Below are 13,826 nucleotides of genomic sequence, written 5' to 3' on the forward strand. Positions count from 1 at the left end.
TTTGAGGTGTCATTTCGATAGGTCCAAAATTATGCGTGTATAACGCCAGCCTGCGCTTCTTCCATCGCCTGTGCGATCAGGGCGACGCCGGGGGCGATCTGGGGTGCGGTGATTGATGAATAGGCCAGTCTGTAATGCCTGTAGGTGCGGGCGGTCCGTTCACAAAATGCCTCTCCGGGTTCGATCAGAACGGAGCGCGCGCGCAGGGTTTCGGCCAGTTGCTTGGTGTCCACGCCGTCCGGGGCGCGCATCCAGTAGCTTGAGCCTCCGAATGTGCCCGCGCCCGCAATCTCAAGCCCGTGCTGGGCCATGGCCTTGTCCATGATGCGCCTGCGGTCCTGAAATGCGGTGCGCAACCGTTTGACCAGCGCGTCGTAGTGGCCCAACGACAGGAAATAGGCTGCGGTGCGCTGCATATGTCCGGGCGGGTGGCGCAAGACGGCGGATCGAAGTGCGCGCGCTTCGCGGATGAAGGGCGCGGGGCCCGCCAGATAGCCCAGCCTCAGCCCCGGAAAGAGCGACTTGGAGAAGGAGCCGATATAGATCACGCGGCCGTCCTCATCCAGTGATTTCAAGGCGGGGGACGGCGGGCGCAGGAACGACATTTCGAATTCGTAATCATCCTCGACGATCAGGAAATCGTCCTTGCGCGCGCGGTCCAGCAGGGCGTGTCGGCGCTCCAGTGGCATGGTCGCGGCAGTCGGGCATTGGTGACTGGGCGTCGTGAAAACGACGTCCGTTTCGGGCGGGATCAGATCGGGGGGCAGACCATCGGCATCGACCGGGATCGGCAGGCGGTGGCAGCGTGATTGCCGGAGGATAGAGCGGATGCCGGGATAGGACGGATCCTCGTGCGCCGCGGTCCGGCGTTGGGTCAGAAGGACCTGTGCGGTCAGCCACAGCGCATTCTGGGCGCCGATGGTGATCAGGATCTCGTCGGGGCTTGCCAGAATACCCCGGCGGGGCAGGGTGTTGCGGGCGATGAATTCGAGCAGTTGCGGATCGTCGCGGTCCATCTGATCGGCAGTCAGGCTGTCAAAATCCCGTTGTCCCAAGGCACGGACCGCGCAAAGCCGCCAATTCTGGCGGTCAAACAGCGTCGGGTCCACTTGGCCATAGAGAAACGGATATTTATAGCGTCGCCAGTCCACGGGCTTTTCGATCTGGATGCCGCCGGAAAACCGAGTGCCGATGGCGCGGGACCAGTCGACCGTATCACCCGACATGCGCTGCGTCAGTTCGGGCGGCTCGGGGGCCTTGTCCGAGACATAATAACCAGACCGCCCGGCAGAGGTCAGATAGTCGTCCGACATCAATTCATTATAGGCCAGCGTCACGGTGATCCGGCTGACCCCCAGATGATGGGCCAACTTGCGCGACGACGGCAGCTTTTCCCCCGGCCGAAACCGACCCGACAAAATGCCCCCCGCAACCATCTGCTGGATCTGCTGCTGCAAGGTGCCCTCAAAAGCAGGATCGAGGAAGAAGGTTTCGACAGCGATGGGCATAGACTGGACCTAAACGAGTGATGTTTTGGACCTATCAGGCGCGCGGCGGGATTGGAAGGTGGCGGTATAGCATTGATGGATAAGGCGAAATATGTGTGACCACCATTCCATTTCAGATGCAGTCAACGTAACCATCATGCTCTCTCTAGCTTCTGACTGAGTTATAATTAATCTAAGTGTCTTGAAATCTAGGATGAGTTTATGATCGACTTTAACCATTCAATGATAGTTGCCAGGCGCGACGTTAATAGTTGGACCTGCGCCTATCGTGACCATGATGGTCATTTACATTCGGAAAGTGCCGGTTTTGTGACGCTGTATAAAGCTATTTGCCAAGCAGAGCGTGAAGCGAACGAAATATACTATGGAGCTTTCTCTTGTCGCGATCACGGAAATTTTCAAGAAGCATATCCAGAAAAGTACCGAAATCACGATCAAGTGACGTATCATATTGATGGAACCCCATCAATCTATATCGATTATCTCAATCGCTGGCTTTCACTTGAAAAAGATCATCGCGAAGTCATTTCGATTATGGTTCAAAATGCTTCTCATGAAGGTGCGAGAGGTGCACACAGAATTTGGATAATGTTTGGATCTATCCTCGCAATCGGACTAATTATTAGTGCAATAATTAATCAATTGTCCAATTAAGCAAACCAAATTTTGACCTTTTCGTGAGATATTTACCAAGCATCCTTAAACGGAAATCAATTTTTAAACCGGGCCAACTGGCGAGGATAAACTTGACGCAAGGCATCAGCCCGTTACCCGGCCCAGAGCCTCATCGACGGCGTTTGTCAGGTGGTCGATGTTGTCCGGCGTGGAGATCAGCGGCGGGCTGAAGCAGAGCGTGTTGTTCATCCCTGGTACAGAGCGGTTGGTGGCGCCGATAATGACACCTTGCGCCATGCAATCTGCGACGACCGCTTGTACTTGCTTTTCGTGCAGCGGCTCTTTGGTTTTGCGGTCGTTGACCAGTTCGGCGCCACAGAAAAGACCCTTGCCGCGCACGTCGCCGATCACGGCGTGCTTTTCGGATAGGGCCTGCAGGTTGTCGATCATCCGCGCGCCCATGGCGACGGTGTTATCGAGCAGGCCTTCCTCTTCGATGATCGCCATATTCTCAAGCGCAGCCGCTGGTCCTGCGGTGCAGCCGCCGAAGGTGGAGATGTCACGGAAGTAGTTCATCGGATCGTTCGTGTCGTCCTTGAACATCTGGAACACCTCTTCGGTGGTCACGCAGCACGAGATGGCGGCGTAGCCCGAGGCGACACCCTTGGCCATCGTCACAAAATCGGGTTTCACGCCATAGTTTTGGTAGCCGAACCACGTGCCGGTGCGTCCGACGCCGCAAACGACCTCGTCGATATGCAGCAGGATGTCGTACTTTGTGCAGATCTCCTGCACCGTTTCCCAATAGCCTTCGGGCGGTGGGATCACGCCGCCGCCCGCGGTCACGGGTTCAAGGCAGAGGCCACCGACAGTGTCGGGGCCTTCGCGCAGGATGACTTCTTCTATCGCGCGGGCGGCGCGGACGCCGTAGCCTTCTTCGCAAGCGCCGTATTGGTTGCGATATTCAAGACAGTGCGGCACCTCGACGAAGCCGGGGGTGTAGGGGCCGTATTGGGCATTGCGTTCCTGCTGACCGCCAGCCGACAGGCACGCGATGGTCGTGCCGTGATAGTCGCGGTCGCGGTAGAGGATCTTGTGCTTTTTGCCGCCATGCCGCTTGTGCGCAATCTGGCGTATCATCTTGAAGGCTTTCTCGTTCGCCTCGGACCCGGAGTTGGCGTAGTAGACGCGGCTCATGCCTGGCATCTTCTCGATCAGCCGCTTGGAGAACATGGCCCCCGGGATCGAACCGGCCGTGCCGCCGAAGAAATTCATTTTGACCAACTGATCCCGCACTGCGTTGGCGATGCGCTCGCGGCCGTAACCCACGTTCACGGTCCAGACTCCACCGGAGACGCCGTCGATGTGTTCTTTGCCGTGCTGATCCCAGACATAGACGCCCTTGCCTTCAACGATGATCCGGGGGTCGGAGGTCTCGAACGGCTTGTGCTGGATAAGATGGTGCCAGACATGGGCGCGGTCGGCCTCGACGATACCGCTGATGTCATTTGCTTGAAGGGTGCCGTCCATGTCTAATCCTCCGCATCTTGTTAGGTGATCGTTACGCAAACCGTGCAGCGTTCCTGCGAATCCGCTTGCGGTTAAGTATATCCTGTTTTCAAGCAACACATAGCGAAGGCGCCCAATAGGGCCAGTTCCGGTCAAGAAATGATGCCAGTTCCGTGCAGGACCTGCGGAATTTCTCACCCTGATGATGCCAGAAAAGCCTGTAAGACAGTGGCGTTGAGTTTTTCCGCATCTTACTTTCTTCGGATCGAAATAAAGTTGCGCGGCGTGTGCAAGCCATTGACTCAGCGTTTTTTCTTTTCTCCACTCTCAATCGGGCGCGGACGTGGCTGACGAAACACCACAAAAAGCGAAAGGCACGACCCATGCGTCTTGGCAATTCAGCGAAAGCTGTGGTTTGGTAAGGCTTCAAATTTTGACGATGTTCCAGCGAAGACATCGCGCACGACCAAAATGTTCTACATGGGAGATGAACAGATGACACTCAAAAGAAAACTTATGGGCGCCGTTGCAGGCGTTGCCATGCTGACGGGCGCTCAAGGCGCGCTGGCAGACGGGCACAGCCTGACGGTCGGCTATTTCCTTGAATGGCCGATGCCGTTCCAGTTCGCCAAGGTGAACGGTCTCTATGACGAAGCCCTCGGCACGACGGTCAATTGGGTGGCCTTCGGGTCGGGCACGGAAATGTCTGCGGCGATGGCGTCGGGCGACGTTCAGATCTCGGTCAGCCAAGGTGTGCCACCCTTCGTGGTTGCAACATCTGGCGGTCAGGACCTGCAGGCGGTCGATGTGGCCGTGAGCTATGCCGAGAACGACAACTGCGTCGTGGCCAGCGGTCTGGAGATCGACAAGGACAGCGCATCTGAACTTGCCGGCAAGAAAGTTGCCGTGCCGTTGGGAACCGCCGCGCATTACGGTTTCCTCAAGCAGATGGACCATTTCGACATCGATGTGGCCTCGCTGGACGTGGTCAACATGAACCCACCCGAAGGCGCTGCGGCAATCGCCCAGGGCTCCGTTGACATGGCCTGCGGCTGGGGTGGCGCACTGCGCCGCATGAAGGAGCATGGCAATGTGCTGCTGACCGGCGCCGAGAAGGAAGAGCTTGGTATTCTGGTGTTTGACGTCACCACGGCACCCGCTGACTTCGTGGCTGAGAACGGCGATATGCTGGCGAAGTTCCTTCAGGTGACCGCTGAGATGAACGAAATGTGGAACGAAGGCTCCAAGCAGGAAGAAATGCTGCCGGTGATCGCACAGGACGCAGGCATGGAGCTTGAAGCGACACGGGAGACCATTGCGACATTCGAATTCCCATCGGTCGAAGATCAGCTGAGCGATAAGTGGTTCGGCGGCGGCAGCCAGGAGTTCATGAAGGGTGTGGCCGAAGTGTTCGTGGAAGCGGGCAGCATCGAGTCCGCGCGCGACAGCTACTCAAGTGCTGTGAACACCGCCGGTCTGGAATCCGTCCAGTAAGCGATAGACTGCGAGGGTGACCCGTCCTGTTGGGCGGGTCGCTCCACCTTCTCCGATCCAAGGAGCTTCCTGCCCGTGTCAGGCCTTCATATCAAAGATATCTCCATGCGTTTCGATCTGCCCAATGGCGGGTCGGTCCAAGCGCTGCAAAACGTCACGCTTGATCTGAAAGAGGGGGATCTGATGTCGGTTCTCGGGCCATCTGGCTGCGGGAAGACGACCCTTTTGAACATCGTTGCGGGCTTTCTGGCCCCGACTGAAGGCGAGATCGAGCTGGGCGGCAAGACGGTCAAGGGACCGGGCGCCGAACGCGGCATGGTTTTTCAACAGGGCGCGCTGTTCGAATGGATGAGCGTGCGGGAAAACGTGGCCTTTGGTCCCAAAATGAAGGGCGAAAAGGAATTCGACTACGCTGAAAACGTGGATCATCTGCTGGATGTCGTGGGTCTGCAGGACTTCAAGGAAAAGGCGATCTATGAGCTGTCCGGCGGGATGCAGCAGCGTGTGGCTCTGGCCCGCTGTCTGGCCAATGATCCGGATGTGATCCTGATGGACGAGCCGCTGGGCGCGCTGGACGCGCTGACCCGCGAGAAGATGCAGGGGCTTGTGCTGAAGCTCTGGAAAGAAACGGGCAAGACCATCATTCTGATCACCCACTCGGTCGAGGAAGCGCTGCTTTTGGGCGAGCGGCTGTTGGTCATGGCCCCGCGGCCCGGGCGGATCCACAAGGAATACCGGTTGCCGTTCGCGGAACTGGGCGTGGGGGCGGACCTGCGTGAGGTCAAGAAGCACCCCGACTACAACTCGACCCGCGAAGAAATTCTTAGCATGATCTGGAACATGGAAGAAGAGATCATGGGCCGGACGGAGGCAAGCGTATGACCGGACTTCTGATCGTTCTTGTCTATGTCGCGATCTTCATCATTTCGGCACTCATCCTTGGGGTGCTGGCCGGTAAGGCGTTGCGGGCGACGGGGTTCAACTCCCTTAAAACGGTGACCTTTGGCGATGAAAGCGCCGTGACCCCCAACAGGGCGGCGTCTGTCGTGTCGGTCGTTACGCTGTTTTTCCTGTGGGGGGCCTTTACCGGATCGTCGCTGATCCCGTCCTTCCTGCACGCGCCGGGGCCCTTCATTGGCGACACCTCCTTCACCTATACCGCGTCCGATGGTGCCGGAAATTCGGATGATGCGACCGTGTTCGCGCGGGTTCATATCGTGGGCGAAACGGTAGATGATCCGGTTGCGGAGGGCGCGGATGACGGTTTTGCCAAGAACGACGTTATCAAGGTGGGGGCATGGCGCTCGCAACTGATCCGCGTCGATCGCAATGACGAGTTGGGCCGCGACGAGAACGTTGCCATCACGGCCATCAACGGCCAGCCCATCGCGCCCGGTGCGCGCGTCCGTGTCGACGACGGCGAAGTTGGCATGACGCCAAAAGGCACACTTAATTTCATCCCTGCAAAGGGCCTGCAGATGGAGCCGATCTGGCTGCCATCCCCCGAAGCGGTCTTTGCGCGGTTCCTTGATGTGGCCACGCAGGGTTACCAGAACGCGACCTTGTGGGAGCATTTGGGCTATTCGCTGTTCCGCGTTGTCGTGGGCTTTCTGTTTGGGGCGCTGATCGGCATTCCGCTGGGCTATGCAATGGGTCTGTCCGGCTGGTTCCGCGGCTGGTTCGATCCGATTGTGGAATTCATGCGGCCCGTGCCGCCCTTGGCGCTGATCCCGCTGGTGATCATCTGGGCGGGCATCGGCGAGACCGGCAAGATCATCCTGCTGTTCCTGGCCGCGCTCTGGATCATGACGATTGCTGCTCGTGCGGGCGTGTCAGGCGTTAACATCACCAAGGTCCACGCGGCCTATTCGCTGGGCGCGTCAAAAGCGCAGATCCTGCGGCACGTGATCATTCCGAACTCTCTGCCGGAGATCTTTACCGGTGCGCGGGTTGCGATGGGGGTCTGTTGGGGCACGGTTGTGGCGGCAGAACTTGTCGCGGCGGAGGTTGGTGCGGGCATGATGATCATGGTCGCCTCACGCTTCCAGCTGACGGACATTGTGATCATGGGGATCATCCTGATTGGCGTGATTGGTTTCTCCATCGATATTCTCTTCCGGGTGGCGGAAAAGTTCCTTGTGCCCTGGAAAGGTCGCAGCTGATCGTTTGAAACGAGCGGTCTTTGAATTACCTGTCGAAACCCTGCGTGGTGATGTTACATCATGCGGGGCTTCAACGAGAACAGGTAAGTCATGACTCAGAACGAACAGACCGGCGCAGATAAACCCTCCGCGTCGATCGGACCTATTCTGTTCTTTCGCAGCTACGACGATGAGCGGCTGAAGCTTGTCGCGCTGGTTCTCTATCCGACCGGGCAAACCGCGGGTGATCTGACAACGGAGTTGGGAACCTTTCAGGCCGAGACGCTTGTGACCCGGGCAGGGTATGACGCCGTGCGCTATAGCTTCGATCTGCCCGCAGGTGGCGTGGTCAGCTACCAGCTGGACGGCGCGTCCTATGAGGTCAACACCCGGTTCACCGGGGACCTGGACTTCGCCTATGTCTCTTGCAACGGGCAGGAAGATGGCGACTTGGATCGGGACGAGGCCGACCGGAACCGGCTGTGGGCGCGGTTGAGCAAGATGCAGAAAGAAACCCCGTTTCAGTTGCTGTTGCAGGGGGGCGACCAGATCTATGCCGACGAGGTCACCAAGCGCCATCCTCTGTCCCACGACTGGCCCGAAGAGGTGCCGGACACTCTGGATCAGGCACAGAAAAGCGCCGTCCGAGAGGCGTTAAGTACGGGTTTCTTTGAGCATTACGCGCAGATCTTCGGGCAATCCGACATCGCCTATATGGCGGCGCGGGTACCGACCCTGGCGATGTGGGACGACCACGATATTTGCGACGGCTGGGGCTCTTTGCCTTTGGATCGGTTGGATTCGGATGTGGGTAAGATCCTTTTTGAAACTGCGCGGGTTCATTTCCTTCTGTTTCAATTTGGGGTGAATGCCGACGAGGTACCTGACATCTGCGCAGATCGGGAAGGTCAGTCGCTGGGATGGTCGGTCAAGTTGCCCGATCTTCAGTTGATCGCGCCGGACCTCCGGTCGGAACGGCGGCCGAACCGCGTCATGGCGGACCGGGGCTGGGAGGTTCTGCGTGGATATCTGGCGGATGAGACACCCGGTCGCCGGTTCATGCTGTCGAGTGTGCCAGCTCTGGGGCCCCGCCTGTCGATCGTGGAGTTCTTCATGGGGTTGTCCCCGCGTATGGAAAAGTACGAGGACGATCTGCGCGATCAGTGGCAAAGCCGCGCGCACCGGAAGGAATGGGCCGCTTTTCTGGAAGACCTGATGAAGGTGCATCGCCGCCCGGATGCCGAGATGACAGTTGTCTCGGGCGAGATCCATCTGGCGACACGCGGCGAGATGCAGACCGAGGACGGCCCGATCCATCAGCTTGTTGCCTCGGGCATCACGCATCCGGTGCCGATCAAGTCCTACCCCCAAATTCTGGGTCTTTTGGCGCGGTTGGGCGAGGCCCCCGTCAAGGGCCATCCGATCCGGCTGAAACCAATCCCCGGCGCCAAGACAATCTACACGGCGGAGCGCAACTTTCTGACATTGTCCCGGGCCGATGGCGATTGGTTCGCCCGCTGGCATCTGGAGGAAAGCGGCACGACACCAGCGCTCGCGATTTAATGCGTCTGTCGCAATCCGGGTGCGTTTCGTCTGGAACGGGCGCGGATTTTGCGTGGGGTCTGCCAAGATTGCATCCATGTTTCTGAGCATCTTCGACATTTTCAAGATCGGCGTTGGTCCGTCCTCGTCCCACACGATGGGTCCGATGACTGCGGCGGGGTTGTTTCTGGATGATTTGCGTCGGGGGCGCGACAAGGAGCCGGGCGCGGGCGATCTGGCGGGTTTGGGCGCGTCACTGCACGGGTCACTTGCCTTTACGGGCAAGGGCCACGCCACTGATCGCGCTGTCATGCTGGGGTTTTTGGGGCAATTGCCCGCGACGCTGTCGGACAAGGCCGATGAGATGATCGAGACGCTTTATCAGACCAAGCAGACCACCCCTGAGGGGCTGCCGCCCCTGCGGTTCGACCCGGACGCCGATATCGTGTTCGACTACGACACGGTGCTGCCGGGTCACGCCAATGGGATGATCCTGAGTGCCTATGACGAAGCGGGACAGCTTTATCTGCGAGAGACCTACTATTCCGTGGGCGGCGGGTTTGTTCTGACCGAAGCGGAACTGGCCCAAGGGTCCGAGGATTTCGCGAGTCAGAAAACGCAGGCGGGGTATCCCTATCCGTTCGGGAGCGCGGCACAGATGCTCGAGATGGGCGCGGCCAGTGGCAAGACCATAGCCCAAATGAAAGAGGCCAACGAGTTGGCGCTGCGCAGCGCGGCACAGTTGGAGGCGGACCTGAGGACAATCCGGGATGCGATGTTTGACTGCGTTGCGCGGGGCCTTGCCGTGGACGGCATTCTGCCGGGTGGACTGAAGGTCAAGCGGCGCGCAAAGCACATCCACGAAAAGCTGATGGCCGAACGGGGGCAGAACCTGTCTCAGCCCCACACAATCAACGACTGGATGAGCGTCTATGCGATGGCCGTCAACGAAGAGAACGCGGCGGGCGGGCGCGTCGTCACGTCCCCCACGAACGGGGCTGCCGGGGTTCTGCCCGCTGTTTTGAAATACTACCGCGACCATTGCATCGGCGCGACGGAAGACGGGCTAAAGACCTTCCTTTTGACTGCTGCGGCCATTGGCGGTCTGATCAAGCACAATGCGTCGATTTCCGGCGCAGAAGTTGGCTGTCAGGGGGAGGTCGGATCAGCGTCCTCGATGGCGGCGGCAGGGCTGTGCGCGGCCTTGGGCGGAACAAATGCCCAGATCGAAAACGCCGCCGAGATCGCATTGGAGCATCATTTGGGCATGACCTGCGACCCGGTCGCGGGCCTTGTTCAGGTCCCCTGTATCGAGCGCAACGGTCTGGGGGCCATCAAGGCGGTCAGTGCGGCGTCTCTGGCGCTGCGCGGGGATGGCACGCATTTCATGCCGCTCGACAATTGCATTGAGGCCATGCGCCAGACCGGGATCGACATGTCAATGAAATACAAAGAGACTTCGAAAGGCGGGCTGGCGGTGAACATCCCTGAGTGCTGATCAGGGATCAAGCAGACCCGTCCGGGCTTTGGCCAACTCCCGCGCGCGCCCCAGAACATCGACACCCAGTTGCGACCACACGTGCAGCAGGTCAATCAGCACCCAGTTTTCGCGGATCACATCGCCTTCAACGCGCCAGAAATCCAGCGACCGCATCTCGATCTTCTGGCCCGCAGGCGCGATCCCCAGCCAGCCGTCACCAGTGACCGTCGCCCCCATCCCAGGCCAGCCGGTGAAGCCGACATAATTGCCCTGTGCAAAGAGATGACCCGATGTGCGCCCGCCGACGCGGTTGGGCAGCGCGTTCAGGAATGGGATCTGGTGCCAGTTGCGGAAGCCTGAAATGCCGCGTCCTGTGCCAATGCCGGATGGTCCGTACCAATTGCAGTTTGGATGCCAGTAGCGGGGCAGGTCCATCGCCTCGGGCCCGCCATCGGCAAAGCGGCTGAGGCCCAAGAGCATGTCGTTGACGATCTGAAAAGCCGCGTCGCCGTTGCCTTCAATGCGCAGCCCGTCTTGCGTTGCCGGACCGGGGACGTGCCATTCGCGGCCCAGCGACGGACCCATGGGCCAGACGCCTGCCTGCATCATCACTTCGGGCAGATCCCAGAGCGTTTGCATCTCGGTGATCTTGTCGCCTTCAAGCCGGTAGAATTCGTGAAATCGCATGACAGCCTGATGCCCGGTCGCGGGGATGCCTATCCACGGCTTGCGGAACGTACCAGTCCAGTAGCCGCAACAGCCTATCCATGTCTGGCCGCCCTGATCTCGGCCTTCCAGAACAATCGTCTCGCGCCGCTCCAGATCGGGCCATGCCGCGTGGAGGTCGCGCAGAACGCCGAGGTAGCCCCGCGGCCCGTCCAACGTTTCGAACGGATGGGCAAGTTGCATCACGGCGGTGGGGGCGAAAAGCTGGTCGATGATCTTTTCCGCCTGCATGGAGTCGAAGTCGCGCAATGCTGTTCTGAGCGGGATCAGGTGGTCTTTGCCTTGGGCCATTGTCCGGCGATCCTTCTTTCAATCAGGAAATCTTTGTCGCCGGGCGGGCGACCGAAATCCAGCGAAATTAAACCGTCCGGATCGCCGTGCCCCAGTCCCGCAATTTCGCCCCCAATGGGTTTGGGGGCAGGGCATCGGTGTAGAAGGCGTCAACCTCTGACATTGACGCGATCCGAACGGGCGCGGTGCGGTCGAACTTCGAATGATCTGCCACCAGAAACGTGCGGCGCGCCTGTTCTATGATGGCCCTGCTGACGCCTACCTCTTGCAGATCGAAGTCGAGAATGTCGCCGTCGCTGTCCAGTGCCGAGCATCCGATGACGGCGATGTCGAACTTGAACTGGCGGATCATCTGGGTGGTGAGCGCGCCGACAAGTCCGCCGTCAGACCGGCGCAGGACACCGCCCGCCACCATCACCTCACAGCCGGGGTTGGCGCTGAGGATATTTGCGATGTTCAGGTTGTTGGTCACGACCATAAGACTGCGATGGTTCAGAAGCGCGCGGGCTACGGCCTCGGTGCTGGTGCCGATGTTGAGAAACAAAGACGCGCCGTCTGCAATGTCTTCGGCGCAGGCTCTTGCGATATCTGCCTTCGCGTCGCGGTTCAGCTTGCTGCGATCCTCGTATTCGATGTTGGAGACACCGGACGGCAGAATTGCTCCACCATGCACGCGTTTCAGCTGCCCGCCTTCGGCCAGATCGGTGAGGTCTTTTCGGATGGTTTGGGCACTGGTCTGAAACAGCCGAGACAACTGATCCACGGTCACGCGACCATCCTTGCGTGCGATATTCAGTATTTCGCTTTGACGCAGATTCTCGACCATTTCACCCTCAATTCGAAACTAAATCGAAAGTAAATGTTGACGAAACGAAAGTAAATCTATGAATGGGGGCAGAATTCGACTCGAAGGTGGATGATATGAAAACGGATGATGTGGTCGATCTCTTTGTGATCGGTGGCGGGATCAATGGCTGCGGCATTGCGCGGGACGCATCCGGTCGAGGCTTGAGCGTTGCGCTGGCCGAGATGAATGATCTAGCCTCAGCAACGTCGTCAGCCTCGACCAAGTTGTTCCATGGCGGGCTGCGGTATCTGGAGTATTTCGAGGTCCGGCTGGTGCGCGAGGCGCTGATCGAGCGCGAAGTTCTGTTGCGGGCGATGCCTCATATCAGTTGGCCCATGCGGTTCGTGCTGCCCTATCACAAGGACATGCGGTTCGAAGGATCAACACCGACCTCCCGCATTCTCGACGTGGTGATGCCTTGGATGAAGGGGCGCCGGCCCGCATGGCTGATCCGGCTGGGGCTATTCCTGTATGACAACCTTGGGGGCCGCAAAATACTGCCGGGCACAAAGACCGTGGACTTGAAAAGCGATCCCGTGGGCGCGCCCTTGGAAGACCGGTTTGAATTCGCCTACGAGTACTCTGACTGCTGGATCGAGGACTCCCGTCTGGTTGTTCTGAATGCGCGCGACGCTGAGGCCCGCGGCGCGCATATCATGACGCGAACTCGCGTGGTTCTGGCAGAGCGCAAAGACGATCTCTGGTCTCTTACACTTGAGGACACACGAACGGGCCGCACGTGGGAGCAGAAGTCCCGGATGTTGGTCAATGCGGGCGGGCCGTGGGTAGGTGATGTCATTCGCCAAACCGCCCGGTTGAACGCGCAGGAGGGTGTGCGGCTGGTGCGGGGCTCGCACATCGTGACCCGCAAACTGTTCGATCACGACAAGTGCTACTTCTTCCAAGGCGAAGATGGACGTATCATTTTTGCGATCCCTTACGAGACTGATTTCACCCTGATCGGGACCACCGACAAGGAGCATGGTGACGCGTCTCAAAAACCTGAGTGTACGCCGGAAGAGCGGGACTATCTGCTGGATTTTGCCTCAAGCTATTTCAAGCAGCCACTCAGCCAGGACGATATCGTATGGACCTATTCCGGTGTGCGTCCGCTCTATGATGACGGGGCAAAATCGGCGACGGCGGCCACGCGGGACTATGTCCTGAAGGTACGCGAGGATGGCGGTGCGCCGATGCTCAATGTCTTCGGCGGCAAGATCACGACGTACCGCAAATTGGCCGAGCATGCCTTGGGGAAGATCGTGCCCTTCTTCGATCAGGCGACCGGGGATTGGACGGCGGGCGTGCCGCTGCCGGGCGGTGATTTCCCCGTGGACGGGGTGGAGGATCAGATTGCGCGGCTTGCGGCGGATTTTCCATTCCTTGATGCGTTCTGGGCGAAACGCCTGATCCGCGCCTACGGGACGGACGCCCGGAATATGCTGGGGGATGCGCAGACGGCTCAAGATCTGGGGCAAGCGTTCGGGGCAACGCTGACCGAACGCGAGATCACGTGGCTGATGCAGCACGAATACGCAGAACGGGCAGAGGATGTGGTGTGGCGGCGGTCCAAGCTGGGGTTGCGCTTGGATGCGGCCCAGATCAAGGTGCTTGACGATTGGATGCAGGCCGCCGCTCAACAAGCCGCCTGACGCGCTAAAGAAAGGGAGGGG

Annotated in this window: 11 protein-coding genes; 7 read left to right on the plus strand and 4 right to left on the minus strand. The window is 59.2% G+C overall.

What is annotated here, in order from left to right; all coding sequences use genetic code 11:
• Positions 1-29: 29 nt before the first annotated feature.
• Positions 30-1,508, minus strand: coding sequence for a MocR-like pyridoxine biosynthesis transcription factor PdxR (gene pdxR, locus KIN_RS00275; RefSeq protein ID WP_159803972.1), 1,479 nt, complete (start codon positions 1,506-1,508; stop codon positions 30-32).
• A 201-nt stretch (positions 1,509-1,709) separates the two neighbouring features.
• Between pdxR and KIN_RS00280 the strand changes: the two genes are divergently transcribed.
• A complete protein-coding gene (locus tag KIN_RS00280; RefSeq protein WP_159803973.1) occupies positions 1,710-2,162 on the plus strand; it encodes a hypothetical protein in 453 nt (150 codons plus the stop codon).
• Between the two features lie 105 nt (positions 2,163-2,267).
• Here KIN_RS00280 and KIN_RS00285 read toward each other — a convergent pair whose 3' ends face one another.
• Entirely contained in the window at positions 2,268-3,653 is a 1,386-nt protein-coding gene (locus KIN_RS00285) for an aminotransferase family protein (protein ID WP_159803974.1), read from the minus strand.
• Positions 3,654-4,127: 474 nt separating this feature from the next.
• Between KIN_RS00285 and KIN_RS00290 the strand changes: the two genes are divergently transcribed.
• The 5 genes from KIN_RS00290 (at position 4,128) to KIN_RS00310 (ending at position 10,307) form a co-directional block, all read left to right on the plus strand.
• Positions 4,128-5,126 (plus strand): taurine ABC transporter substrate-binding protein, encoded by a 999-nt coding sequence (locus KIN_RS00290; RefSeq protein ID WP_159803975.1) that lies wholly within the window; start codon positions 4,128-4,130, stop codon positions 5,124-5,126.
• Positions 5,127-5,201: 75 nt separating this feature from the next.
• Entirely contained in the window at positions 5,202-6,008 is an 807-nt protein-coding gene (locus KIN_RS00295; RefSeq protein ID WP_159803976.1) for a taurine ABC transporter ATP-binding protein, read from the plus strand.
• Positions 6,005-7,288, plus strand: coding sequence for an ABC transporter permease subunit (locus KIN_RS00300; protein WP_159803977.1), 1,284 nt, complete (start codon positions 6,005-6,007; stop codon positions 7,286-7,288). The genes KIN_RS00295 and KIN_RS00300 overlap by 4 nt, the downstream gene beginning before the upstream one ends.
• 90 nt (positions 7,289-7,378) lie before the next feature.
• Positions 7,379-8,830 carry an alkaline phosphatase D family protein gene (locus KIN_RS00305; RefSeq protein ID WP_159803978.1) on the plus strand — a complete coding sequence of 484 codons (1,452 nt, stop codon included), beginning with the start codon at positions 7,379-7,381 and terminating at the stop codon, positions 8,828-8,830.
• A gap of 76 nt (positions 8,831-8,906) precedes the next feature.
• Positions 8,907-10,307 carry an L-serine ammonia-lyase gene (locus KIN_RS00310; protein WP_159803979.1) on the plus strand — a complete coding sequence of 467 codons (1,401 nt, stop codon included), beginning with the start codon at positions 8,907-8,909 and terminating at the stop codon, positions 10,305-10,307.
• Here the strand turns inward: KIN_RS00310 and KIN_RS00315 are convergent, their stop codons facing one another.
• Entirely contained in the window at positions 10,308-11,306 is a 999-nt protein-coding gene (locus tag KIN_RS00315) for an ester cyclase (RefSeq protein WP_159803980.1), read from the minus strand. It lies immediately after the preceding gene.
• Positions 11,307-11,373: 67 nt separating this feature from the next.
• Positions 11,374-12,132, minus strand: a complete 759-nt coding sequence (locus tag KIN_RS00320; protein ID WP_159803981.1) for a DeoR/GlpR family DNA-binding transcription regulator — start codon at positions 12,130-12,132, stop codon at positions 11,374-11,376.
• A 95-nt stretch (positions 12,133-12,227) separates the two neighbouring features.
• Here KIN_RS00320 and glpD point away from each other — a divergent pair, with 95 nt between their 5' ends.
• Positions 12,228-13,805: a glycerol-3-phosphate dehydrogenase gene (glpD, locus tag KIN_RS00325; protein ID WP_159803982.1), complete on the plus strand. Its 1,578-nt coding sequence runs from the start codon at positions 12,228-12,230 to the stop codon at positions 13,803-13,805.
• Positions 13,806-13,826 lie beyond the last annotated feature (21 nt).

Origin of the sequence: Litoreibacter roseus (genome assembly GCF_009811795.1) — a bacterium.
In the GTDB taxonomy this organism is placed as follows: Bacteria; Pseudomonadota; Alphaproteobacteria; order Rhodobacterales; family Rhodobacteraceae; genus Litoreibacter; species Litoreibacter roseus.

Bases quoted from the DNA above. Each gene is read 5' to 3' on its own strand.
- KIN_RS00305 (WP_159803978.1), top strand. From the start codon at position 7,379: ATGACTCAGAACGAACAGACCGGCGCAGATAAACCCTCCGCGTCGATC.
- KIN_RS00290 (WP_159803975.1), top strand. From the start codon at position 4,128: ATGACACTCAAAAGAAAACTTATGGGCGCCGTTGCAGGCGTTGCCATG.
- glpD (WP_159803982.1), top strand. From the start codon at position 12,228: ATGAAAACGGATGATGTGGTCGATCTCTTTGTGATCGGTGGCGGGATC.
- KIN_RS00310 (WP_159803979.1), top strand. From the start codon at position 8,907: ATGTTTCTGAGCATCTTCGACATTTTCAAGATCGGCGTTGGTCCGTCC.
- KIN_RS00315 (WP_159803980.1), bottom strand. From the start codon at position 11,306: ATGGCCCAAGGCAAAGACCACCTGATCCCGCTCAGAACAGCATTGCGC.
- KIN_RS00320 (WP_159803981.1), bottom strand. From the start codon at position 12,132: ATGGTCGAGAATCTGCGTCAAAGCGAAATACTGAATATCGCACGCAAG.
- KIN_RS00285 (WP_159803974.1), bottom strand. From the start codon at position 3,653: ATGGACGGCACCCTTCAAGCAAATGACATCAGCGGTATCGTCGAGGCC.
- KIN_RS00300 (WP_159803977.1), top strand. From the start codon at position 6,005: ATGACCGGACTTCTGATCGTTCTTGTCTATGTCGCGATCTTCATCATT.
- KIN_RS00280 (WP_159803973.1), top strand. From the start codon at position 1,710: ATGATCGACTTTAACCATTCAATGATAGTTGCCAGGCGCGACGTTAAT.
- pdxR (WP_159803972.1), bottom strand. From the start codon at position 1,508: ATGCCCATCGCTGTCGAAACCTTCTTCCTCGATCCTGCTTTTGAGGGC.